This window comes from Bifidobacterium commune, from assembly GCF_900094885.1.
Classification (GTDB): Bacteria; Actinomycetota; Actinomycetes; order Actinomycetales; family Bifidobacteriaceae; genus Bifidobacterium; species Bifidobacterium commune.
In genome coordinates this window covers 567,703-591,871 of the sequence record NZ_FMBL01000001.1, presented here as the reverse complement: position 1 = coordinate 591,871, position 24,169 = coordinate 567,703, and the positions used below count along the sequence as shown (strand labels likewise).

At 50.4% G+C, this 24,169-nt stretch carries 22 protein-coding genes and 6 tRNA genes; 24 read left to right on the top strand and 4 right to left on the bottom strand.

Annotated features, from left to right (window positions below; genetic code table 11):
* Positions 1-75: 75 nt before the first annotated feature.
* The gene (locus GA0061077_RS02355) at positions 76-954 is read right to left on the bottom strand and encodes a PAC2 family protein (RefSeq protein WP_183193104.1); all 879 of its coding nucleotides are present in this window, start codon (positions 952-954) and stop codon (positions 76-78) included.
* 215 nt (positions 955-1,169) lie between these two features.
* On the opposite strand from GA0061077_RS02355, the gene GA0061077_RS02350 reads away from it, so the two are divergent.
* The 20 genes from GA0061077_RS02350 to GA0061077_RS02255 all read left to right on the top strand — a co-directional run bounded on the left by GA0061077_RS02350 (position 1,170) and on the right by GA0061077_RS02255 (position 17,443).
* A tRNA-Gly gene (locus GA0061077_RS02350) sits at positions 1,170-1,242 on the top strand.
* A gap of 29 nt (positions 1,243-1,271) precedes the next feature.
* Positions 1,272-1,342: transfer RNA gene (locus tag GA0061077_RS02345), tRNA-Cys, on the top strand.
* A gap of 34 nt (positions 1,343-1,376) precedes the next feature.
* Positions 1,377-1,449, top strand: a tRNA-Val gene (locus GA0061077_RS02340).
* Between the two features lie 45 nt (positions 1,450-1,494).
* Positions 1,495-1,567 (top strand) — tRNA-Val (locus tag GA0061077_RS02335).
* A gap of 210 nt (positions 1,568-1,777) precedes the next feature.
* Positions 1,778-1,850 (top strand) — tRNA-Gly (locus GA0061077_RS02330).
* Positions 1,851-1,986: 136 nt separating this feature from the next.
* The gene (thrS, locus tag GA0061077_RS02325; RefSeq protein ID WP_091847295.1) at positions 1,987-4,020 is read left to right on the top strand and encodes a threonine--tRNA ligase; all 2,034 of its coding nucleotides are present in this window, start codon (positions 1,987-1,989) and stop codon (positions 4,018-4,020) included.
* Between the two features lie 25 nt (positions 4,021-4,045).
* Positions 4,046-4,702 carry a phosphatidylinositol phosphate synthase gene (gene pgsA, locus GA0061077_RS02320; protein ID WP_091847294.1) on the top strand — a complete coding sequence of 219 codons (657 nt, stop codon included), beginning with the start codon at positions 4,046-4,048 and terminating at the stop codon, positions 4,700-4,702.
* A 121-nt stretch (positions 4,703-4,823) separates the two neighbouring features.
* Positions 4,824-5,822 carry a phosphatidylinositol mannoside acyltransferase gene (locus tag GA0061077_RS02315; protein WP_091847612.1) on the top strand — a complete coding sequence of 333 codons (999 nt, stop codon included), beginning with the start codon at positions 4,824-4,826 and terminating at the stop codon, positions 5,820-5,822.
* A gap of 84 nt (positions 5,823-5,906) precedes the next feature.
* Entirely contained in the window at positions 5,907-7,097 is a 1,191-nt protein-coding gene (locus GA0061077_RS02310; protein ID WP_091847293.1) for a glycosyltransferase family 4 protein, read from the top strand.
* A gap of 53 nt (positions 7,098-7,150) precedes the next feature.
* Positions 7,151-7,906, top strand: coding sequence for a YebC/PmpR family DNA-binding transcriptional regulator (locus GA0061077_RS02305; protein ID WP_091847292.1), 756 nt, complete (start codon positions 7,151-7,153; stop codon positions 7,904-7,906).
* Between the two features lie 13 nt (positions 7,907-7,919).
* Complete coding sequence (gene ruvC / locus GA0061077_RS02300) at positions 7,920-8,501, top strand: crossover junction endodeoxyribonuclease RuvC (RefSeq protein ID WP_091847291.1); 582 nt, start codon at positions 7,920-7,922, stop codon at positions 8,499-8,501.
* Between the two features lie 133 nt (positions 8,502-8,634).
* Positions 8,635-9,252 carry a Holliday junction branch migration protein RuvA gene (gene ruvA / locus GA0061077_RS02295; protein WP_091847611.1) on the top strand — a complete coding sequence of 206 codons (618 nt, stop codon included), beginning with the start codon at positions 8,635-8,637 and terminating at the stop codon, positions 9,250-9,252.
* 3 nt (positions 9,253-9,255) lie between these two features.
* The gene (ruvB, locus tag GA0061077_RS02290) at positions 9,256-10,317 is read left to right on the top strand and encodes a Holliday junction branch migration DNA helicase RuvB (protein ID WP_091847290.1); all 1,062 of its coding nucleotides are present in this window, start codon (positions 9,256-9,258) and stop codon (positions 10,315-10,317) included.
* A 115-nt stretch (positions 10,318-10,432) separates the two neighbouring features.
* A complete protein-coding gene (locus GA0061077_RS02285) occupies positions 10,433-10,849 on the top strand; it encodes a preprotein translocase subunit YajC (RefSeq protein ID WP_091847610.1) in 417 nt (138 codons plus the stop codon).
* Between the two features lie 102 nt (positions 10,850-10,951).
* The gene (locus tag GA0061077_RS02280; protein ID WP_091847289.1) at positions 10,952-11,533 is read left to right on the top strand and encodes an adenine phosphoribosyltransferase; all 582 of its coding nucleotides are present in this window, start codon (positions 10,952-10,954) and stop codon (positions 11,531-11,533) included.
* 60 nt (positions 11,534-11,593) lie between these two features.
* Entirely contained in the window at positions 11,594-12,790 is a 1,197-nt protein-coding gene (gene sucC, locus GA0061077_RS02275) for an ADP-forming succinate--CoA ligase subunit beta (RefSeq protein ID WP_091847288.1), read from the top strand.
* Positions 12,787-13,722: a succinate--CoA ligase subunit alpha gene (sucD, locus tag GA0061077_RS02270; protein WP_091847287.1), complete on the top strand. Its 936-nt coding sequence runs from the start codon at positions 12,787-12,789 to the stop codon at positions 13,720-13,722. Before sucC ends, sucD begins: the two co-directional genes overlap by 4 nt.
* Entirely contained in the window at positions 13,719-15,092 is a 1,374-nt protein-coding gene (locus GA0061077_RS02265) for a cell division protein PerM (RefSeq protein WP_091847286.1), read from the top strand. The genes sucD and GA0061077_RS02265 overlap by 4 nt, the downstream gene beginning before the upstream one ends.
* 35 nt (positions 15,093-15,127) lie before the next feature.
* Entirely contained in the window at positions 15,128-16,936 is a 1,809-nt protein-coding gene (gene purH, locus GA0061077_RS02260) for a bifunctional phosphoribosylaminoimidazolecarboxamide formyltransferase/IMP cyclohydrolase (protein WP_091847285.1), read from the top strand.
* A 219-nt stretch (positions 16,937-17,155) separates the two neighbouring features.
* Entirely contained in the window at positions 17,156-17,443 is a 288-nt protein-coding gene (locus tag GA0061077_RS02255) for a DUF3017 domain-containing protein (RefSeq protein WP_091847284.1), read from the top strand.
* 16 nt (positions 17,444-17,459) lie between these two features.
* Here the strand turns inward: GA0061077_RS02255 and GA0061077_RS02250 are convergent, their stop codons facing one another.
* On the bottom strand, positions 17,460-18,404 hold the full coding sequence (locus GA0061077_RS02250) for an MIP/aquaporin family protein (protein WP_091847283.1): 945 nt from the start codon (positions 18,402-18,404) through the stop codon (positions 17,460-17,462).
* 180 nt (positions 18,405-18,584) lie between these two features.
* Between GA0061077_RS02250 and GA0061077_RS02245 the strand changes: the two genes are divergently transcribed.
* The 3 genes from GA0061077_RS02245 to GA0061077_RS02235 all read left to right on the top strand — a co-directional run bounded on the left by GA0061077_RS02245 (position 18,585) and on the right by GA0061077_RS02235 (position 21,739).
* Positions 18,585-19,361, top strand: a complete 777-nt coding sequence (locus GA0061077_RS02245; RefSeq protein ID WP_091847282.1) for a pseudouridine synthase — start codon at positions 18,585-18,587, stop codon at positions 19,359-19,361.
* On the top strand, positions 19,358-21,493 hold the full coding sequence (gene der / locus GA0061077_RS02240) for a bifunctional cytidylate kinase/GTPase Der (protein ID WP_091847281.1): 2,136 nt from the start codon (positions 19,358-19,360) through the stop codon (positions 21,491-21,493). Before GA0061077_RS02245 ends, der begins: the two co-directional genes overlap by 4 nt.
* Positions 21,494-21,665: 172 nt before the next feature.
* Positions 21,666-21,739 (top strand) — tRNA-Pro (locus GA0061077_RS02235).
* Between the two features lie 417 nt (positions 21,740-22,156).
* Here GA0061077_RS02235 and GA0061077_RS06850 read toward each other — a convergent pair.
* Positions 22,157-22,297, bottom strand: coding sequence for a hypothetical protein (locus GA0061077_RS06850; protein ID WP_159426900.1), 141 nt, complete (start codon positions 22,295-22,297; stop codon positions 22,157-22,159).
* An 837-nt stretch (positions 22,298-23,134) separates the two neighbouring features.
* The gene (locus GA0061077_RS02230; protein WP_143249583.1) at positions 23,135-23,323 is read right to left on the bottom strand and encodes a hypothetical protein; all 189 of its coding nucleotides are present in this window, start codon (positions 23,321-23,323) and stop codon (positions 23,135-23,137) included.
* 250 nt (positions 23,324-23,573) lie between these two features.
* On the opposite strand from GA0061077_RS02230, the gene GA0061077_RS02225 reads away from it, so the two are divergent.
* Positions 23,574-24,146: a TetR/AcrR family transcriptional regulator gene (locus GA0061077_RS02225; RefSeq protein ID WP_091847279.1), complete on the top strand. Its 573-nt coding sequence runs from the start codon at positions 23,574-23,576 to the stop codon at positions 24,144-24,146.
* The last annotated feature ends 23 nt before the right edge of the window (positions 24,147-24,169 follow it).

Genomic DNA, 24,169 nt, shown 5'->3' with positions numbered 1-24,169 from the left:
TGCTATTCCAGCGTATCTTCGTGCGAAATGACTGCTTACGATAAGCTTCGGAAAAACTGCCGAAGTGATAAACTCTCAATCGTCGATATGGGAGAGGAATTCTTCGGCCTCGAGTGCAATTTGTTCGCCATGATTGTTGGCTCGGCTTTCCAACGCATCGAGCTGTTGATCTACATCATATTGCGCTTCAAGCTGTCGGATGTAGTGTTTGAGATCGTCATTGCAATTCGACAGCACTGTTGCCTGCGCCTTCCATGTTGTAGCCTGCTGCGGCAGCGTTCCAGTGTCCAGTTTCACGCACAGTAGGTCGGAAAGGCGTTCGAGAATTTCCAATGTTCCTTGCGGGCACTCATCGCCAGAAAGATATTTCGGAACCGACACCCACATTGAATCGGTGTCAAAACCATCTTCTTCTGCAATCATGTTGAGCACGGAGGGGATCCCTACCGGTCCATCGTAAGGATTGCTGTTTTTTGGCCGTTTTCCATGGTCTTCTTCAGCACCGCCGTTGATGCTGGACTTACCGCGACGTAAAGCTTCTTCCTCGATTGGCAGTGGCCTGGTGTGTGGGCAGTCGGCATACATCGATCCAAGAGTGACGATTTCACCGATATCAAGCTCATCTGCAATCGAAAGGCTAGTATGGCAGTAGTCAAGCCAACGATAATTGGGTTCGGGGGCGATCTGTGCATAAACCTGCGTTTCCGGATTGATGTTTATTTCATAGAACGTCGTCTGTGGCCAGATAATACGAGGCTGTCCGGTTACATGGCAGACCATCGGACGTGCAACTTGCAAATCGTAGTAACTATCGGTGCGTATATGCCGAATTTCTCGAGAATCGTATCGTGCTACCAGGTGCCAAATCACGTTGGTTGCCGCCTGGCTTGCGTCATTCCAACCCTCGAATGCACAAATCATGAGAGGCTTTTCTGCTTTCACTTCCGATGTCATGGATTCTAATCTAGCGTGATAGAACGTTGGGTCCCAGTTCTTTAGCCATGGGTGAAGCTTTCCAGTGGCAATCAAGAGAACGGTATTAGGTCATACTTTTTGAGGAGCGCATTGAAACGTTGATATCGTGCGGCGACACGCAAGATTTGTAAAAAAACGGAATAGCATATATAGTTATTTCTCGTGCTTCGGTGTGGTTTCCAGTCGAGAGCATTGCGGACATAGCTTAGTTGGTAAAGCGCGACCTTGCCAAGGTCGAGACCGCGGGTTCGAGTCCCGTTGTCCGCTCGAGGTCCGAAGAGTTGCAATGACCTTACGGTGGGTTAGCCAAGCGGTTAGGCAGCGGCCTGCAAAGCCGTATAGACGAGTTCGACTCTCGTACCCACCTCGGAAGATGAACGAAAGTTCGTATTCTACAACCTGGGCGGTTGGCGCAGTGGCTAGCGCACTTCCCTGACACGGAAGGGGTCACAAGTTCGAATCTTGTATCGCCCACAAGGACCGGAGGAAACTCCGGTTTTTGTTTCATAACTTGAAATTGGGTGATTGGCGCAGGGGTTAGCGCACTTCCTTCACACGGAAGGGGTCGCTGGTTCGATTCCAGCATCACCCACAGGTGGGGTTCTATGGAATCCTTTAACAGTTTTTGTTTTAATGCTCCCTTGTTCACTGTAATTTATTTCCAGTCTATGGTTATAGGGCAATCGATGGTCTGCGACAACTTGAGTGTTTGATGGGCGTTTGTTTCTATCTTTCCATACGAAAATGCGACCCGCCGAATTTGCTTCAATTCAGAGTATCGGGTATATTCTCTGTTGTCTTTGCGGACATAGCTTAGTTGGTAAAGCGCGACCTTGCCAAGGTCGAGACCGCGGGTTCGAGTCCCGTTGTCCGCTCTTTTTTCTTCATATCAATCCCAATTGACCGTCGGTCGTGTCCATGTCGCTATCGACCCATATTCTTGTCCATGTTAATTTATCGTCCAGGCCTGCCCCTAGTAACGCGGGCCCTGAAAGAAAAGGACAAACTAGCATGGCTGAACAAACCATCTCCATCATACTCAACGGCGAATTAAAGGAGGTGGAAGCCATACAGACCGGCACCGATCTCTTCTCCGGGGACAAAAATATCATCGCGGTTCGTTTGAACGGAAAGCCGCGAGATCTTTACACTCCGCTTCACGAGGGCGACAATGTCGAATCAATTGCCCTTGACAGCGAGGACGGCTTGGCGATTATGCGTCATTCCGCGACTCACGTTATGGCACAGGCGGTCCAAGAGATTCGACCGGATGCCAAACTGGGCATCGGACCTGTCATCACAAACGGTTTCTACTATGACTTCGATGTTGACAAGCCCTTCACGCCTGAAGACCTCAAGGAAATCGAACAGCACATGAAGCGCATCATCAAGTCTTCGCAGTCATTCCGACGCCGCGTGGTCAGCGAGGATGAAGCGCGTGCGGAAGAGACGAATCAGCCATACAAGCTTGAACTCATTGGTAAAAAGAAGGAAGATATCGACGAGACCGTCGGTACGGAAATGCCAAACTTCGGTGAGATCACCATGTATGACAATCTTGACCGAGAAGGTGAAATTGTTTGGAAAGACCTTTGTCAAGGCCCTCATTTGCCCAATACACGCTATATCAAGGCATTTAAGCTGGAACGTGCAGCTGCGGCCTACTGGCTGGGTGATGAGCATAATCCCTCTATGCAGCGCATTTATGGCACGGCTTGGGCATCGAAAGAAGATCTGAAAGCCTACCAGACTCGTATGGAAGAAGCCGCCAAGCGCGATCACCGTAAGCTTGGCGCAGAAATGGATCTTTTCTCCTTCCCTGAGGCCATCGGACCTGGGTTGACCGTCTTCCATCCAAAGGGTGGAGCGATTATCAACGCGATGGAAGATTATTCGCGTGAAATGCATCGTAAGAACGGCTACAGCTTTGTGCAGACGCCGCACATCACCAAAGGCGGCCTCTACGAGACCAGTGGGCACCTGCAGTGGTACAAGGACGGCATGTTCCCGCCGATGCATCTTGATGAGGAAAAAAACGCGAACGGCAACGTCACCAAGCAGGGCTTTGATTACTATCTTAAGCCGATGAACTGTCCGATGCACAACCTCATCTTCAAGTCGCGCCAGCGTTCCTATAAAGAGCTTCCGCTGCGTCTCTTCGAGTTCGGAACTGTCTATCGCTATGAAAAGAGCGGTGAAGTGCATGGTCTGACACGTGTTCGCGGCTTGACTCAGGATGATTCGCACATCTACTGCACACGCGAGCAGATGAAAGACGAACTCAAGTCGATTCTGAACTTCGTACTGAAGGTGCTGAAAGATTACGGCCTCAATGATTTCTATCTTGAGTTGTCCACCAAGGACGAGAAGAAGTTTGTAGGTAATGACGAGATTTGGACCGAAGCCACTGATACCTTGCAGCAAGTTGCCGAGGAATCCGGACTGGAACTGGTTGCCGATCCGGGTGGGGCTGCTTTCTACGGCCCGAAGATTTCCGTTCAGGCGCGCGATGCCATCGGCCGTACTTGGCAGATTTCGACGATTCAGCTCGACTTCAACCTTCCTGAGCGTTTTGAGCTTGAATACATTGCCAAGGACGGTACACACCAACGTCCGGTAATGATTCATCGTGCGCTCTTCGGCTCGATCGAGCGTTTCTTTGCGATTCTGCTTGAGCACTATGCAGGGGCGTTCCCAGTATGGCTTGCTCCAGTGCAGGTCATGGGTATTCCTGTGGCTGACGAATTTGAACCGCATCTTCGCGAGTTCATCGATTCTTTGAACGAGGAAACCGTTCGCTGTGAGATGGATGTTTCCGATGATCGCTTTGGCAAGAAGATTCGTAATGCTTCCAAGTCTAAGGTCCCGTTCACGCTGATTGTAGGTGAGGATGACGTTAATAAGAACGCCGTCAGCTTCCGCTTCCGCGATGGCAGTCAATTGAACGGTGTTCCGGTTGAGGAGGCCAAGGCCGATATCCTCAAGGTCATCAAATCCAGGGTCCAGGTATACAACGCCAGCGATTTTGCCGCTGCAACAAAGTAACTAACGTATTGAGGAATGCTTAAGCATGCTTGAGAAACTAAGACCTCCGTTTAAACGTCTGATTGCACCGATCGCCAAGCTTTTGGTGTCATTGGGGTTCACGGCGAATATGGTGACTGTAATTGGAGCCATCGGCATGATTGCTGTCGCCATTGCCACAGGAATTACCGGCTGGCTGGTAGCGGGGTCAATTCTTATGGCGATTCTCGCTGCTTTCGATTCGCTTGATGGGTCAGTGGCAGCCTTAAGCACCGGAGAGACCAAATTCGGGGCTTTTTTGGATTCGACGCTCGATCGAATTGCCGACTGGGCGGTTCTGTTCTCGATTGTACTGTATTTCCTTTTGCATGGACACATGTCAATCGCAGCAGGTGCCATCGATTCCAACGATGTCATCGGCTGGATTGGCATCGGAGCCGCGATGTATGCAATGATGACTTCCTTCGTGACCTCATATGTCCGTGCGCGTGCAGAATCGTTGGGATACGAGGCAAAGAACGGAATTGCCACAAGAAGTGACCGTTTAGTCATCATCTTAGTAGGGATGCTTTTCAGCGGTATTTTCGACAATTCGCGATGGGTGATGGTATTTATGGTCATTCTCGCAGTTCTTGGAACAATCACGGTTTTCCAGCGTATCTTTGAGGTGCATCGTCAGATGAAAACCGACGGCAACATCTGATTGATCTCAATGACAACTCGTCCTTCTTCCCCGTCGCTGAGATGGAATGAGGAGCAGGTTTCCATATATATGCACCAACAAGCGATATCTTTATAACCGTCTGAAAGCCGTTCCAACCATCATGTTCGACAATTTCTTGGTTTTTTTAGCAAACCATCCTAGACTCGTCCCAGAACCGCTCCTGCGCGTGATCTTCTTGTTTGCTGCAGACGTTTGCTGGCTGTTCAGCCTTGGAGGTGTTAGTCAGCTCGAGCGAAACCTGCACCATGTCTTGGTGGCACGGGACGGCGCAGTTACCAGAAAAGACGTGCGCAAGGCAAGTCACCGTGGTATGCGTTCATACTTTACATATTTCGCTGAGGCCATGACCGTCGGCGGGCAGTCGAATGAACGATTGTTGGCGCGAGCCAGAGCCATAGGACCGGGATTGCCCATTTGCCGACGTTTGGTGCACGATGAGCCGGGAAGTCTTCCTTTGGCTATCAGCCATCAAGGAAACTGGGATTATGAAGGGTTCCTTGCGGCAAATGTGCTTGCTCCGCCAACTGTAACCGCCGAGCGGCTTGCCAACAAGGCATTGCTCGACACATTTATCAAGATTCGTAAGCGCCTTGATATCACGGTTTTGCTTACTGGCCAGCCGAATTTGATTGAAAAACTGACGAAAGTGTTGGATGAGCCCCATGGTCTCGTTGCTTTGCTGGCTGATCGGGATTTGAGTCGACACGGTGAGTTTGTGAAAGCCTTTGGATCGACAATTCGGGTTGCACGAGGACCGGCCGCATTGGCGTTTGATACAGGCAAACCGTTGTTCGTGGTCAATATGTTTCGTGAACAACTTCACGGTGAGGCGCGGCGCAAAGCCGGGGTTCGCTATGGTTATGTGGTTGACATCAGTGCACCGGTCGATATTGATCGGTTTCGCGATTTGCCGCGGGAAGAGGCCATTCATGCCATCAGTCAGGCATGGGTGGATGTCTGGGCTCATGGTATTCTGGCATACCCAGAGGATTGGCATATGCTCCAGCCAATTTTCATCGACGATCTCGATTTCTCACGTCTTAAAGATGTTCCCGACGAAGTGATGTCCGAACTCGAGCGTATCAAGCAGGTGCAATAACCAACTCGTTGACCCTGATTGTTCTTATCGTTTACATTTCGTGCAGAACTCAGAAATACTGCTGCTGTGGCACAATAAAGAATCATGTCTAACGAACAAGCCTATGAAAACCGCGTGCAATCTGATCCGCTACACGGCAGGAAACTCAATGTGGGAATCATTTCACCATACTCATTCGAGACTCCTGGCGGCGTTCAGCTCCATATTCGAGATTTTTCAAATGAGCTGATGAGACGTGGGCATAAGGTTGAGGTTCTTGCTCCGGGTCGCAGAACCAAGGATATGCCGTCTTGGGTTACCACGAATGATTCATCGTTCTCGATTCCGTACAACGGGTCCGTGGCCAGGTTGAGCTATTTCGGATTTGTCGGATTTCGAACACGACGATGGGTGAAGCAAGGCCATTTCGACATTGTTCATCTTCATGAGCCTGAATGCCCGTCGTTGAGCCATAAGCCGCTGATGATGATACATCATCCTCCGTTTGTTGGCACATTCCATGGGGCATTCGATCCGTATCCGCTCGCGTTACGTTTCACGCAAGGCTATCTCCGCAAATATCTCTCGCCGCTTTCGGCAGGGATTTGCGTTTCAGACGCTGCCAAGCAGTCGGTGGTTCATTATGCTCCTCGAGACATCGAGTACGATGTCATTCCCAACGGAATCGATTGCAATTTCTTCGCCTCTGCACAGACAAATCGCGCTTGGAGGGGAACAAGCGAGAGGCCAACCATTGGTTTTCTGGGCCGAATGAATGAATCGCGAAAAGGATTCTCTATTTTTGTGCAAGCCGCCAGCCAGATTTTGCAGCAATACCCCGGTGCGCGTTTCCTTTGTGCGGGAACCGGAGAAAAAGACGCCATAAAGATACTCGACAAAGTAGACGGCAGTGGGGAGCTGGCGCGGCACTTCGAGTTTCTCGGCAGAATCAGCGATGCAGATAAGGCGCGTTTCTATAAGTCAATTGATATTTATGTCGCGCCGCAGACAGGCGGCGAAAGTTTCGGGATTGTTTTGGTTGAAGCCATGGCAGCTTCCTGCGCTGTAGTTTCCAGCGATCTTGAGGCTTTCCGTGCAGTAACGCAATCCGGGAAGGATGCCGCTTTGTTTGCCAACGGTGACGTTAAGGACTGTGCCATCAAAGTTCTCTCGTTGCTGAATGATTCAGAATATAGGGAACGTATTCGACAAGCGAGTTTTACACGCTCCAAGCAGTATGATTGGCCAACCGTGGTTGACCGTGTGCTTGAAGTTTATGCACGCGCATTGTCGTGAAACAGCTTTAAAATTAACTTGTTTAACGTATTCGTATACCTCGTAGGAGCAATATGTCAGGGCATTCAAAATGGGCGACCACCAAGAACAAGAAGGCCGCTATCGATTCAAAGCGTGGCAAGTTGTTTGCCAAGCTCATCAAGAACATCGAAATCGCGGCTCGTCTCGGCGGTGGTGATCCCGACGGTAATCCGACATTGTATGATGCCATCGTCAAGGCTAAGAAGTCTTCGATGCCGGCCGACAACATCAAGCGCGCTATCAAGCGCGGATCCGGTGAGGAAGCTGGCGGCGCCAACTATGAGAACATCACGTATGAAGGTTATGCTCCAGCAGGTGTCGGCCTGATTATCGAGTGCCTGACTGACAACCGCAACCGTGCTGCTGCTGACGTGCGTTCCACGCTTAGCAAAGGTAACGGTTCGTTGGCTACTTCCGGCTCCGTGAGTTTTAACTTTGAGCGTATGGGGCAGATTGAGGTTCCGTCTGAGGGAATCGACTATGACAAGCTTTTTGAGATTGCTGCGGAAGCGGGCGCTGAGGATGTAAAGGATGAGGATGAAGTATATGTGGTCATCACTTCTCCAGAGCAGATGATCGAGGTGCGCCAGGCGTTGCAGAAGAACAGCATCGATTACGATTCGGCTGATTTGGTCATGCTTCCCAAGAATGAGGTTGAACTCAGCCTTGAGGATGCAAAGAAGGTGTCGAAGCTCATCGACAATCTTGACGACCTCGACGATGTGCAGAACATTTACAGCAACTGGACCGCCTCCGACGAGGTGATGGAACAGCTTGCCAACGAATAGTGAGTAGTTTGCTGTGATAATTTTGGGTGTCGATCCTGGGCTTACCCGTTGCGGGGTCGGCGTAATAGAAGCCGACGCATCGCGTCGGCTTTCTTTTGTTCATGTTGATGTCGTTAGAAGCGATCCTCGGATTTCGCAGGATCTGAGACTGTTGGCGATCTACAACGGATTGACCTCCAAGATCGATCGTTTTTCGCCTGATGTTGTTTCAGTCGAACGTGTTTTCGCTCAAGAAAACCGAAGTACTGTCCTGGGTACTGCACAGGCTGCTGGCCTTGCCATGCTTGCCGCGGCGCAACGTGGCATTCCTGTTGCGCTGCATACACCCACTGAGGCCAAAATGGCGGTGACAGGTAATGGTCGTGCTGAAAAAATTCAGGTGGAACGTATGGTTGCACGTATATTAAGCCTGAGTGAGATTCCACAACCGGCTGATGCCGCCGATGCCTTGGCGCAGGCGATATGCCACGCTTTGCGCCCCTCCGGTGCACTCGAAGGTGGAGAACGCGAACAGCACCTGACGTTGGCTCAGCGTCAGTGGGCACAGGCCCAGAACCAGACAAAGAAACGTCACGGCGTCGATAGGGGCATGTAGAGTATCGAACAGATGTTCGAATCGATTGTATCGTTTTGCTCAAAGAGTTAGAGCGTCATAATCGATGAACGATATTCGATAGGTTCTTAGGAGCATATGTTTGCAGTCTAAGTTAAGTGGTGCGGGAGTGGCAATGATAGGAATGCTTAGCGGCACTGTTGACTTCGTGGGTTCTGATGCTGCGCTCATAGAGGTGAACGGGGTGGGCTTTGAGGTACGCATGCCTGCTGCGGAGATGTCCGCGTTGCATGCTGGGCAAAATGTCAAAGTGTTTACTTCTCTTGCTGTTTCACAGGATGCCATTGCTTTATACGGGTTCCTTTCACCTTCGTCGAAACGAATGTTTCTTCAATTGCAGAAAGTAAGCGGCATCGGTCCACGCGTTGCGTTGTCATTACTTTCAACATTACCGCCTGATGAGCTGGCCAGGACTGTCAGGGATGGCGATGCGGCCGCTTTGGCAAAAGCACCGGGTTTGGGTAAAAAAGGTGCGCAGAAGATTATTCTTGAACTCCGGGGTTCTATCAATATAGATGAAATCGAGCAAGGGAATACGTCGTCCAAACCTGATTACGACAATGGCATCAGGCAAGTAATCGAAGGGCTCATCTCATTAGGGTGGCGCGAGAACGATGCCGCTCATGCCGTTTCTGAGGTATGTAAAGCCAATGGCATTAACACACCTCTTGAAGATACAGAGATTCCGCATGTCCTCAAGCTTGCTTTGACTTCTCTGGACAGAGGGAGGTGAGCCATGTCTGAGCTTATACAGTCTCAACCCAATTTCGGCGCCAACGAGGAATCATTGCGTATGATTTCCTCGGAACCATTAGGAAACGAACCCGTAAGTGACGAGGAACTCCGTCCTCAGGCACTAGATGGTTTCATCGGCCAGCCGACACTCAAAGCCCAATTGCAGCTTTTTTTGGATGCAGCTCGGAAGCGTTCAGTTCCTCCGGACCATATCCTTATGGCGGGCCCTCCCGGACTGGGAAAGACAACTTTGGCGATGATTGTAGCCAACGAATTACAGGTCCCCATTCGTGTCACTTCAGGTCCTGCAATTCAGCACGCAGGTGATCTGGCATCGATTTTGAGCTCGCTTGGTGAGGGCGAAGTTCTATTCATCGACGAAATTCACCGTCTGCCGAGGCCCGCCGAAGAACTGCTATACATTGCTATGGAGGATTTCCGAGTCGATGTCATGGTCGGCAAAGGACCTGGCGCATCGTCCATTCCGCTTACGCTTCCAAGGTTCACGGTTATCGGCGCCACTACACGTGAAGGTATGCTGCCGTCGCCGTTACGTGCACGTTTTGGCTTCACGGCACATTTGGATTTCTATCCTCATGAGGAATTGGAACGGCTAATTGAGCGTAGCGCAGGTGTGCTCGGCATCAATTTGGGCAAGGGGAGCGCGCAGCAGCTTTCGCTGAGAAGCCGAGGCACACCTCGTATCGCCAACAGGTTGTTGCGCCGTGTGCGTGATTGGGCGATTGTTCATGACTTTGATGAGATTGAACCAAAGGATGTGCAGGATGCCCTGTCACTCTACCAAATTGATTCGGAAGGTCTTGACCGGCTTGATTTGGCTGTTCTGAACGCTATCGTCAAAAACTTCGACGGTGGTCCGGTAGGACTGAACAACCTGTCTGCAATGGTCGGTGAGGAGTCAGAAACGGTAGAGACGGTTTGTGAACCATATTTGGTGCGTGAAGGATTCTTGGTGCGTACTCCAAAGGGTAGGGTGGCAACCGAAAAAGCATGGCAACATCTGGGGCTTATTCCTCCTGTTGATGTCAACAAGCTATCCTAAAATTCAGTAGTTAGACATATCAAAAGCCGGCCATCGAGATGGTTCAGGCGGAGAAATCGTTCGATGGGAGTCCCAAGTGTCCGGTGGTAATTCATTTATTTTTATCGTACTTATAATGTTCATGGTAGCCATGATGTTCTGGTCATCGCGCAAATCAAAGCAACAACAGGCCAAAGTTAAGGATTTTCGTTCCTCGCTTCAACCCGGTCAATTGGTAAAAACAATCGGTGGCGTTATCGGTACTGTTGTGTCAGTAGACACCAAGTATGAAGAGATTGTCATCGATAGTGAGGGCTCGAAGCTGCGCTTCACGTTCCCTGCCATCAGCAGTTCTTATGAACGGCCGGCTTTCATTGATGATGACGAAGTGGATGAAGAAGGCAATCCTGTTGTCCAGGATGACGAGGTTTCCCAAGAGTCCGCAAAGAGCGATACCGCTTCCGATACGCAAGGCCAATCTGAAAACGAGCAGCTAAATCAGGACGATTCAGTGGACGCTACTGAAGATTCCGAAGTAAAGGAAAATAAGTAGCGATAACTTTCAACTTCGTATGGCGTTTGCGAGGTGTGTGGTGGGTTGCCACACGTCAAGCGCTCAATCATTCAATCATTATTCGGCAGTAAGGCTTGACTCATGACTCATTCGGATATCACCATTACGGACCTTGCAAAAGTCGGCGAAGAGGATGCGCAATATCTTGTTTCTCTTATTCGCACTGTTCCCGGGTTTCCCAAGAAAGATGTAATGTTCCGTGACTTCATTCCTGTTTTGGCAGATCAGAGAGGTCTGTCCATCATGATGAAGGCACTTGAACTCGCATTGCCTGTATCCGTTGATTCATTCGATTACGTTGCCGGCCTCGAAGCTCGTGGTTTCTTGATAGGTGTTCCGCTGGCCGCACAGTTGGGTAAAGGATTCTTGGCTGTGCGTAAGGCGGGAAAACTTCCTCCGGAGACGTTGAATCAAAGCTATTCGTTGGAATACGGCGAAGCGACGGTTGAAATTGAAAAGGACGCCGTTAAGCCAGGTGACAGGGTTCTGGTGGTTGATGATTTGATGGCTACGGGCGGTACAGCCAAAGCCTCTGCTGACCTTATCTCAAAAGCTGGAGGTGAAGTCGTAGGATTTAGCTTTGTGATGGAGCTCATTGGTCTCTCCGGACGTAGCGATTTCGAGGATTCACCCATAAGCTCTCTGGTTACCATGCCTGCCTGACCTACGGTAGGTATCGGTTCTTGGATGAGGAAGAAGCGGATCAAGAAGTAAGAGGGTTATATGGATCTCTATGAATATCAGGCACGAAAGCTTCTGGAGGAACAGGGCATTGATATTCCCCGGGGAATATTCGCTCAAAACTCTCATGAGGTCGCAATTGCGGCTGATACGATTGGTTATCCCTGTGTGATTAAGGCACAGGTGCGCACTGGACATCGTGGACAGGCTGGCGGAGTCAAACTTACTAAAGACCAAGATGAGGCCATTCTTTCTTCTGAACAAATTCTCCCGATGACCATAAGCGGTCACAAAGTAAGTGGTGTGCTGGTTGCTGAGGCAAAGAATGTGTTGCATGAATATTATGTATCCATTTCTTTGGACCGTTCATCAAGAGACTACGATGTGCTTGCCACGGCGAATGGGGGTACAGAGGTAGAACTGATTGCAAAGGAGTGCCCGGAATCGGTTAAGCGTCTGCATATCAGCGCTCTTGAGGATTTTGATATTGAAGCTGCCCGTAAAATGGCGGAGTCGATAGGCTTTTATCATGCTGATCTCGATCAGGCCGCAGATGTATTGTTGAAGATGTGGCAGTGTTTCAAGCAAAACGATGCAACGTTGGTTGAAATTAACCCCTTAGCTAAGATCGGCAATCCTGATGATGAGTCAACGAAGCGACTTTGCGCATTGGATGCCAAGATTTCTCTAGATGACAACGCTGCATTCAGACATGATGATTGGGCACGTTTCGCGGATACAACTCACACGGATCTTTTTGAAGAGCGTGCCAAGCAGCATGGACTTCATTATGTTCATCTCAAAGGCGAAGTAGGTGTGATCGGTAACGGTGCAGGACTCGTCATGAGCTCTCTCGATGCGGTTTCTGCTGCAGGAGAGGAACAGGGCACCGGCGTCAAACCAGCCAATTTCCTCGACATTGGAGGCGGTGCATCCACTGAAGTCATGAGTAACAGCCTTTCAATAGTGCTATCAGATCCGCAGGTGGAATCCGTGTTCGTCAATGTCTATGGCGGTATCACTGCCTGTGATGAGGTAGCAAAAGGTATTCTTTCTGCGCTTGATAAACTGAACGCATCGAAGTCGATTGTTGTCAGATTTGACGGCAATGCTGCACAGGAGGGCCATAAGATTCTTCATGAAGCCGGTAATCCCAATATTCATGTGTGCGTCACCATGGAACAAGCTGCGCAAGAGGCAGCAAGACTCGCAAAGCCCGGTAAGGAGGCGGTCAGATGACACTGTTTATCGAAGACAACGCCCCGGTTATGGTTCAAGGCATCACCGGGCATCAAGGAATGAATCACACAGAACGCATGTTGAATGCGGGAACCAACATCGTTGGGGGGGTTAACCCGAAAAAAGCCGGAAGAAACGTCAGTTTCAAACTGGAGAAATCAAATCAGCAAATCGACGTCCCCGTGTATGCCACGTGTAAAGAAGCAAAAAAAGCCACAGGTGCGAAGGTCAGCGTGATTTTTGTACCACCACGGTTTGCTAAAAGTGCCATGCTTGAAGCTATTGATGCCGATATTGATTTGATTGTGGTGATTACCGAAGGCATTCCTGTTGCAGACACCGCTTACTGTGTCGAGCTGGCATTGAAGAAGGGTGTTCGAATTGTAGGTCCCAATTGCCCTGGGTTGCTCAAACTACCGAAGCAAGGTGACGATTCCTCCGCAGGTGTCAATTTGGGTATCATTCCTGACGGCATTGTTTCTTCCGGACCTTTGGGCTTGGTGTCGAAATCCGGAACTCTTACCTATCAGTTGATGGGTGAACTTTCGCAAATCGGCTTTACTGCGTGCATTGGTGTCGGCGGTGACCCAATCGTTGGCACGACATTGGTAGAGGCGCTTGAGCAATTTGAAGCCGATGACGATACTAAAGCGGTCATGATGATTGGTGAAATTGGGGGACAAGCTGAACAGGATGCCGCTAAATGGGCCAACGAGCACATGACTAAGCCGGTTGTGGCCTACATCGCAGGTTTCACCGCTCCGGAAGGAAAACAGATGGGTCACGCGGGAGCCATTGTTTCAGGTGGCAGCGGTACGGCCCAAGGCAAGAAAGAGGCATTGGAAGCTGCAGGTATTCCGGTAGGAAAAAGCCCTGCACAGGCAGCACAATTGCTTATTGAAATCATGAATGGTGGAAATGCTCAGCAATGAATAAAAGTGAGCGTCCTTGGATGAAAGGCATGATCATAGCTCTTGGCGGAGCCGTGATATTTACTGTCGTATTAGGCCTATTGGTATCGCTCACCTTGCTGGTGGTTTCAATGGAGGAAGGCGGAGAAACGCTTTCCCGTTTTTCGTTACCATTGACGCTTGCCCTCATGTTACTTACTCAAGGTGCAGGCTTTCACGCAGGTTCCATTACACTCTCGATCATTCCGTTGCTGCTTACGGTCTTGCTTGTTTGGTTGCTTGCATCACTGACACGCAGGTTGTCACGTAGTCCGAAATCCTATCTGTCTGGCCTGTTTGTCTGGTTGGTGGTCAACTGGCTTTTTACTCAGAACATCGTGGTAGTGCTTGAAGATTCGTTATGGACCGTACTGGCCAAGGCTGGAGCGGTGTTTACCATAGCATTCTTATTGGGTTCGTTGCCTCAAGCACGGCTTATATCACGAGCGGGGGAATGGGTGAATAACAACCTTCCGCCGAAGTTGATTAGTAGCTTGAAGTTGGGCCTGAGTAACGCCGTTATTTTGATTCTGGGTTATATCGTCGCCGGGCTGGTAACCGTTCTGGTCTGGATCATCGCTAACCAAAGTGCAGCGGTGCGCCTTTTCCATATGACCAATATGGGAATGGGGTCAAGAATTATAACAACGATATGTACGTTGGCATGGTTGCCAAACCTCTGCTTGTGGGCGCTTTCTTGGTTGTTTGGTGGCACGTTCGTTGTTGGTGATTTAGCAAGTTTCTCGCTATGGAGCGACCATGCGGCAGATCTTCCTGCAGTACCGGTGTTCGCAATATTTCCTCAAGCTTTGAGTAATGACACACTTCGTCTTTGTCTTGTAGCCATTCCAATGATTTCCGGATTGCTCTTGGCGATTATTGAGTTGTTTCTCCCGAAATGTTTTGCGATTAGCGCCGGAAAACCGGACGAACCGTTCAACCCTGGTAAGATTATTGGTCAGTTCATCTATCCTTTACTGTCCTTCTTCTTGACCAGCGCACTGATGGCTCTTGTGGTAAATATACTTTTTGTTCTCTCATCAGGCTCGCTTGGACAGCATAGACTGGCTCATGTTGGAGTTGATCCGATTGCCTCATCGCGTGTGGTCTGCCTTTCTAGCTCAGTGGGGTTTTTGGGCGGTTGGTTCGCAGCAATCGTGCTTATTGCACTGGTGTTTGGCGTGCGCATTACATTCAATCATCTTCATACATACAATGCCGCAATAGAAGAGCTGAAAACAGATAGCGACAGCACGGAAAAATCTTCTGATCCGGCTACGTTGCCAACTATCGCAGCTCCAGTTGACTCCGAGAACAAAGTCGATATAGATTTAGACTCAAACCAAAAATAAAACGAATATATCGGCATCATGCAAGGAGCTGCATCATGAAAGATACAACCCGTCCTATTCGGAGAGCATTGGTGTCGGTATACGACAAAAGTGGAATAAATGAACTGGCTGAGGCATTTATCTCAGCTGGTACTACCGTGGTCTCCACTGGTTCTACAGCTAAACGACTGTCTGAACTAGGCGTCAATGTCACCGAAGTCGAGGAAATCACAGGTTTCCCTGAATCCTTGAACGGGCGCGTGAAAACTCTGGATCCTCACATTCACGCAGGCATTTTGGCTGATATGAATGATGAGGAGCAGGCACGTCAGTTGAAATCGTTGGATATCGAGCCTTTCGATCTTGTAGTTGGCAATCTCTACCCTTTCGCAGATACGGTTCGATCTGGTGCCTCCGAAGCTGAGATGATTGAAAAAATCGATATTGGTGGACCTTCGATGATTCGTGGGGCTGCCAAAAACAGCGCATGCGTAACAGTCATCAGTGATCCGTCGCAATACAGCCTAGTGGCAGAAAGAGTGGTCAGTGGCACTGGTTTCTCTTTAGAAGAACGTCGTTGGTTGGCCGCCAAAGCTTTCGCCGCTACTGCTGCATATGATGCAAGAATCGCTGAATGGACAAACACTTATTGGTTTGAACCAATAAGTCTCAGTAAAAGCCGATATACGGTCAATGCCAACTTGTCCATAGCGAATGACGGTGTTTTTGTGACTTGCGGCAACCTATCTGACGCAAAAGATCACATATCTACGCCGAACGGCACCAACAGACCAGCAGTAGATGTCGGCATACCTACTGCACACGGTGACATGTCAACAGATATTAATGTTTCCATAGCAGATTCTCACAACGGTAAACAAAGACCTGATGTTCAATTCCCGCCTTGCCTGACCAGCTCATGGGATTTTGCACAACAACTGAGTTACGGTGAGAATCCTCATCAGCGGGCTGCTCTATATACGAATCCACTGAATCAGGAAGGTTTGGCGCATGCAGAGCAGCTAGGCGGCAAGCCCATGAGTTACAACAACTATGTGGATGCCGATTCGGCGTGGCGTGCTGTTTGGGATTTTGCGCCAGAGATCGCTGTTGCTATATGCAAACATAACAACCCATGCGGCCTTGCCATCGGCAAGACAGTCGCCGAAGCTCATCTTAAAGCACATGCCTGTGATCCAATGAGTGCCTACGGCGGTGTTATCGCGGCCAATTCAACTATCACTTTGGAAATGGCTGAAAATATTAGTCCCATTTTTACTGAGGTTATCGTGGCTCCCGACTATAAACCAGCGGCACTTCAATTGTTGAAAACATGTAAGAAAAACCTGCGAATTCTGAAGGTGTCGCATATGCCTCAAGGCGATTTGCAGTTGCGGCAAATTGAAGGTGGTGTTCTCATGCAGTCTCTTGACAAGATTGATGCCCCAGGGGATGGTCCGTTAAATTGGAAACTGGTTTCTGGCAAAGCGGTCGATGCAAGTATGCTTAATGATTTGGCTTTTGCATGGAAAGCCATTCGTTGTGTCAAGTCGAATGCAGTGCTGTTGGCTCACGACCGGGCTACCGTTGGAATTGGAATGGGACAGGTCAACCGCGTTGATACGTGTCATTTAGCTGTCCAACGAGCTAATACGTTAGCTGACGGTATCAACCGCAGTGAAGGTTCCGTTGCAGCATCGGATGCCTTCTTTCCATTTGCAGATGGAGTGGAAGTCCTTATTGATGCTGGAGTGAAAGCCATCGTGCAGCCCGGCGGATCGATTCGGGATGACGAAGTGATTGAAGCGGCACGGCGACGTGACGTTACGATGTACCTGACTGGTACCAGACATTTTATGCACTGATTCTGACAATATTCATAACCAGACCGTGCAGTATTTGGTAACGTGGAGCTGATTGGAGCGGCACTAGACGTAAGATTCCCTTACGCTGGATGCAACTTTTGTGGTGATCCATTCATCGGTTTAATCATAAAACAAAACGCATCGAATTGATTGAAATACGGCAGTCCAGCTAGACTGACTGTTTATCAACATTAACGATCGAAGCAACAAGGAGCGATGATGAACAACAAGCGCCCTTACGTTTCAGAATCACATGAAGGCAAGCCTATTTTTGAATGGATTGTATTGTTTGCCGTTCTGGGCGGTGCCGTGCTTGCAGGCTTAGGGCATACAATGGCCGCCACAGCGATATTCGCTGCGACGGCCATTGTAACTGGTTTGATTCGTTTGTTGCTTAAGGATCGAAGCCCTTGGAAAATCCGCTCGGTTGGTTTTGATACCTTTATCGGTGTCGGCCTCGGAATCGGATTACTTGTCGTTTATTTCAGCATTCAAATTCTCATTTGAGCGGGTCGATAGCTAATCAAATTTTTTCCGTTGCGGAGTCATTTTCAACATCAGCATCAGTATCGGCGAAGTTTGCATCTCCCGACGGATTCGTTTCAGAAAGGTTCGTCGGATCAGCGAAGTCTTCCTCCTTGATTTCAGCGTTCTCTTCAACTTCCACGACCTCAACCGGAGTTTTCTGCCCAAAGTTTTTGCATGTAATAACGATGATGCTCACAATTGCTGCAGTGAGAATCGGGCAAATCCAGAAGATGAACAGCTGATGTAGCGGATTAACCGTGAGCTTGATATTTTGTGCAGCAATGGCGATACCGGTGGAACGCGCCGGGTTAAGGGATGAACCAGTAATCGGATAAGTCAAAATCACACCAACGGTGTAAGCAATGCCCATGGAGGCGGCCGACTGAACGCTGGATACGTCATCTCGATTCATGAGGTAAACAGCCGTAGCAATAATGATAATGGCCGCAGCAATCTCGACGATAACTGCAGGCAACACACCAAAACTTAAGCCCGCTGATTGCAGCTGCGTTGCAGAAACAGAACCTTCATCAAATCCGTTCACAGCAGCGGAGAGCCACATCTTTGCAGTGGCGGTCTGCGATGTAGGCAGAATGAACCGGACAAGTGATCCGGCTGCGATTGCCCCACAAAGCTGCATGATAATGTAGAAAATCCCGTTTAAGACTGTGGTTCTACCGGTTAATATAGCTACCAAAGTCACTGCTGGATTGAACTGCCCGCCGGAGAACTGTCCAAAGACAGCAATCATCGCGGCGTAGACCAAGCCGGTGGCTATAGCAATCAGCAGTACGCTTGCGCCATACATCGACGGGCTCAACGAGGATACGAGATAAATTGTGAGAAAAATCAGGAAGCTTCCGATAAGTTCGCTTCCAATCGCTGCCAATGTTTTCGTTTTGCTTGTTTCTTCTACAGGTTGTACTTCTAGTTGTGACATCACTTTTCCTTCAGGTATAGTACGTTACGATTCAACATGATAGCAACGGGGCGGTAAGTACTGTATACTTGACATGCACCTTGCCTGTAGAGGACATGCCCTGCAGGATTTTGCATATATAAGAAGGAAAGCGGTAGGGCAAGCTTTTAGCTTTTCCTGCATGGCCACGTTGGGAGAACGATGCCACACGCATATTCGCGCGCCGAAAAAGCGCATCAAGACAGTTATGACGAAGGAACACGTCTTCAAAAATTGCTGGCGCAAGCCGGTTTTGGCTCACGACGCAAATGTGAGCAAATTATTACCGAAGGTCGAGTGGAAGTCGACGGAGAGCTGGTTACCGAGCTTGGCACCAGGGTCGACCCGAACAGTCAGCAGATACGTGTTGACGGATCTCGAATCAAGCTTGACAACCGCTTGGTCACCTTGGCGTTAAACAAGCCCAAAAAGGTGCTCTCGACCATGGATGACCCGAAAGGGCGCTACACACTCAGCGATATAATCGGTGACAAGTACGAGCATATTTTCCATATGGGCCGTTTGGACTATGAAACCGAAGGTCTGATTCTGATGACCAACGACGGAGAGCTCAGCCAGCATGTTATGCATCCGCGTTACCAGGTCCAAAAAACGTACATTGCCACGTTGGACGGCCGCATTGGTGGCAATATCTGCCGTCGCCTCATTACTCAAGGTGTCAATCTTGACGATGGACTTATTCGCCTCGATCATTGCGCAATTATCGATTCCTCGCGTGACTCGACCATCGTTAAGGTGGTGCTTCACTCCGGCAAGAACCGTATCGTCCGCCGTATTTTTGGTGCGATCGGCTTCCCGGTGCGCAGACTTGTACGTACGCAGATCGGCCCCATCAAGCTGGGTGATTTGAAATCCGGGTCGTACCGTGTACTTTCGCAGACCGAAGTTCGTTCGCTTTCCAAGGAGGTCGGACTGTGATACGAGTAGCCATTGATGGTCCTGCCGGAGTCGGTAAATCCTCTACTTCTAAGGCATTAGCCAAATATTTTGGTTATGCCTACCTCGATACCGGAGCCATGTATCGTGCTGCCGCATGGATGTGCATGCATAACGGCGTCAATCTTGATGCAGAGAGTCTTGACGAGCAAGAAATCACCGAGATGGTGGGTGAGTGGTTTACCGGCGATCATTTCGACATGGGGGTAGATCCTGAGCACCCCGAAGTCTTGGTCGACGGTGAAGACATCAGTTCGTTGATTAGGGACACATCGGTTTCTTCACACGTTTCGAAGGTGTCCAACATCCTTCCGGTTCGGCATGTGATGATTGCGGCTCAACGTGCATACATCAATCGTGAAGCTGCCCAGGATTCCTTCTCCAAGGGTGCGGGAATCGTTGTTGAAGGTCGAGATATCACTACTGTCGTTGCTCCAGACGCGGAAGTTCGTGTCTTGTTGACCGCACGTCCGGAAGTTCGTCAGGCGCGCAGGTCGGGGCAAGCGACGCAAACCGCCGGTATGGGTCCCGAGAACGTCGTCGCTCGAGACAAGGCGGACTCCAAAGCAACCAGTTTCGTCGAGGCCGCACCAGGTGTGACTGCTGTTGACAATTCGGACCTGAACTTCGAACAAACGCTTGACAAGTTGATTGAGCTTGTCGACATGGCCGTCGAGGAACAGGCATACAAACAATACGCGGCCAACCTCGATGACTATGAGCTCGACGACGAAGACCAAGCATTGCTTGGTGGCGAAACACTTGACAAGAACCATGCCTATAGCCAAAAACCGGTAGGAGTACTTGCCGTCGTCGGTCGACCGAATGTTGGCAAATCAACGCTGGTCAATCGTATTCTCGGCCGTCGTGCAGCTGTGGTCGAAGATACCCCCGGTGTTACTCGCGATCGTGTCAGCTACGACGCCGAATGGACTGGCACCGATTTCAAGTTGATCGATACTGGCGGCTGGGAAGCTGATGTCGAAGGCATTGAATCGGCCATAGCCTCGCAGGCACAGATAGCGGTAGGGCTTTCGGATGCGGTTGTTCTGGTTGTTGACGGTCAGGTCGGCATCACTTCGACTGATGAACGTATCGTCAAAATGCTGCGTGAAAGTGGCAAACCGGTGATACTCGCCGTGAACAAAATCGACGATACAAACAGTGAATACTTGGCTGCCGATTTCTGGAAACTCGGGCTAGGGGAGCCATACGGCATTTCGGCCATGCACGGTCGAGGTGTTGGCGATTTGCTCGATGTCGTTTTGGACACCTTGTCGAAAGCCAAGAAGACTTCCGGCTTTCTTACCCCAACGGGTCTGCGGCGTGTTGCTCTCATCGGCAAGCCGAATGTAGGCAAGTCCTCACTGCTCAATGAGCTGGCACATGAGCAGCGCAGCGTTGTCAATGATCTCGCCGGAACCACACGCGATCCTGTAGATGAAGTCATCACCATCGGTGACGAGGACTGGTTATTCATCGACACTGCCGGCATCAAGCGCAGATTGCACAAGCTGTCAGGGGCTGAATACTATTCCTCGCTTCGCACACAAGCAGCAATCGAACGTTCCGAACTTGCTTTGGTCCTCTTTGATGCTTCGCAACCGATTTCCGACCAAGATCTCAAAGTGATGAGCCAGGCCGTGGATGCCGGGCGTGCCATCGTTCTGGTGTTCAACAAATGGGATCTGATGGACGACTTCGACCGGCAGCGCCTCGAACGTTTGTGGAAAACCGAGTTCGAACGCGTTACATGGGCACAGCGTGTCAACCTTTCTGCTAAGACCGGTTGGCACACCAACCGCTTGTTGAGCGCCATGAGCACGGCACTGGAGTCTTGGGATCAGCGTGTGCCGACAGGCAAACTCAACTCGTTCCTCGGCCGCATTCAGGCTGCACATCCGCACCCGCTGCGTGGCGGGAAACAGCCTCGTATTCTCTTCGCGACACAGGCCTCGACCAGACCTCCGCGATTCGTGATCTTCGCCAGCGGATTCCTTGAGCATGGCTACCGCCGGTACATCGAGCATCAGCTTCGTGAGGAGTTCGGTTTCGAAGGCACGCCCATTCAAATTTCGGTGCACATCCGTGAACGCAAGGCAAAGAGGAAGTAGGGCGTATCGGCCGATATCACTGGTTACGTAACCATGTATCAACAGTTAGTCCGTTGTTGTTTTAACGAAGGGATTGTGGTATTTGACGCAACCCTGATGTAACCCGCGCCACGCCGAATGGCCAGTTTCTTAAAGGTGTGCTAGACTTTCTGACTGGTGCTTTTGCACAGTTCGGGTCGTAGCGCAGTTTGGTAGCGCACTTGACTGGGGGTCAAGGGGTCGCGGGTTCAAATCCCGCCGACCCGACGGGATGAGCTTGAATCCGATGTTTCGAAACAGTGGATTCAAGCTTTTTTGATTCCAGACACGATTAGACACGATGACTGCAGGCCTCCGTCGTTTTTGGCACTAATGACAGGTACCTTCCGGATACCGGGATGCATGCTTTCCCTGACGGCTATGTAGTTTCGAATACCTTATTTCCCAACGAATTCAAGATACTGGACTGCTGATGATAGTCCCGAGCTTGACAGTTTTGCTGTCGCGCCGTGGATTCACGGCGATGGACGCGCCAGCGCGGGACACCGGATTCAATATTTCGATTTTGTGGACGATGGTGACGGTTGCGATGGTGAAGAAAATATAAAGGTCGTGTCCGAATCATTCCAATACACGATTCAGACACGATTTTTCGTTATTGTTCTCTCCACGCCGACGGTTCGGTCAATCCGTCTTCCTCGTGACGGCCGGTCCGCCCTGCGCTCCACCAGCAGGTCTGGGGACGACGAGCGCGACAAAAGCATGACTGGCAGCGATATGGGAGACGAGTAGGTCGCCTTTGATGACAGAGATCTTAGTGATCATTTCCTCCGCTCCGGAGTCGTTGTCCATATCGACTCGGATGTCTTTCCTGCCGCTGCATTTGACGGCATCTTGCACGCGACTGCCGTGCCAGTTGGTCCATGCCTTGGTCTCGAAAAGGGCGTTGGTCTGGGTGACGATGTCGACGCCTCGCTTGTGGACCTGGGGGAACGACTCGTAGCAGGACCTCTACGACTTGCCGACGAACGCGAACACGACCACCAACAAGACGGCCAGCGCAGCGAGGCACAGCTTAGCTTATTTGATGTTGATTTTCGCATCAGCCGATTTTCTGTTGCAGGAGTTTAGTGAACTCGTCGAGCTTTTGTTTCTGATCGTCATATGACGTGTGCTTTCAAGGAAGTCGCCTCCTGGCGAACCGGTGGTTATCTGCATGCCGTGCTCTCGGATGAACTGCAGGCCGCGCTGTGGGTCGCCCTCGCCTTCGAGGTCTAGTTGCCGCAGAACTCGCGTGCTCGGGCGGCTTCGCTTATGCCTTTGCACCCCTAGTGGTCCTGTTCGACTTTCATGGGATCTTCGCCGGGGTTGTTCCTGACTCGATCGGTAAATTGATGGCGTCCATGTCGACGTGCCAGTCCGGCTGGCCGATGCCGTCTCGTTGCTCCTGATCCACCCATGACACGAAATGATAGCAGCAATCACAACATACCCAGTATGGACATGTGTCACATCAAGTCAGACAACAGGTATAGAAGAACCGGAAACCCGTACCGGACGTGCAGTTTCCGCTTGCAGGGAAACGTCTGTCAGAAGGATTGGGAACCGTAACCCGGCAGTGGTCCGGTTTTTGATAGGAATGAACTCAAAAAAGGAATACGACTAAAGACTTTTCTTTGATATGAATGGTCGTACTCCTCGTAGCAGGTAGATGCAGGTGTTGGTGGGGAGGCGTTCGAGTTCGTTGCGGTCGAGGAGGGCGCGCTGGTTCTTGCGTATGGAGGTGCAGTGGCTACCGTTGATGCCTTTGCTTTCGCTGGTCTCGATGATGTCCACCGCTGGCAATGTCATAGGGGTTGCCTTGTCCATCGGTGCCGCTCTTGTCGTGATGGGACGCGTTGACTTTCCTTGCAGGAAGAAGTCGAGTGGATTTGACGACCGACAAGTCGGGTAGATGAACCGAGTTGGTGTATGCCGTGGTCTTGCGTTAAATAGCCCGGTCTTTGCGTGAACGGTCAAACGAAATGGGTGAAACTCAATTGATAACGCTGTTATCTTCTGTGGTAAGATAACAGCGTTATCTTCATTTTAGGGGGGGGATATGGCGCATTCAGGGAGTGATTCGGAACGGCGCTTGTTGACGGAGACAGTCAAGGCCATCGAGCGCCACGGGTACACGAATATTTCCCTGCGCGACATCGCCTCGTCTGCTGGGCTGACCACAGGCTCCCTGTATCGTCATTTCCCCGACAAGGAGGATTTGTTGGTCCGGGCGGGCTACGTGGTCTCGGAGGATCTTGCCCGACGCGTGATTCCGGAGGACGGAGGTTGCACGGATGCGTTCGACGCTCTTCTGCATGTCGGTGTGGAGCTGCTCTCGTTGGCACGGACAAACCCGAATCTAGTCGATTTCTTCTTCTATGGGCCGTTGTACGCCAATGCGGCAAAAAGTGGATATGGCGGCACACCACCGGTGTTCCTCTCCCGGTTGCGTGCGATCGTCGAACAATCCAGCAGCCAGTACGTGAACGCCCGCGACCCGGACCTTCTGCTCATCCAAGTCTGGTCGTTTATACAAGGCTACAGCCTGCTGGTACGTCATGGAACCGTCGCATACGACGAGCAATCACTCAGGATTACGCTGCAGGATTTTCTGGGTGCCCGACGTCATTGAATCCGTTTCGGATTATGATTTTC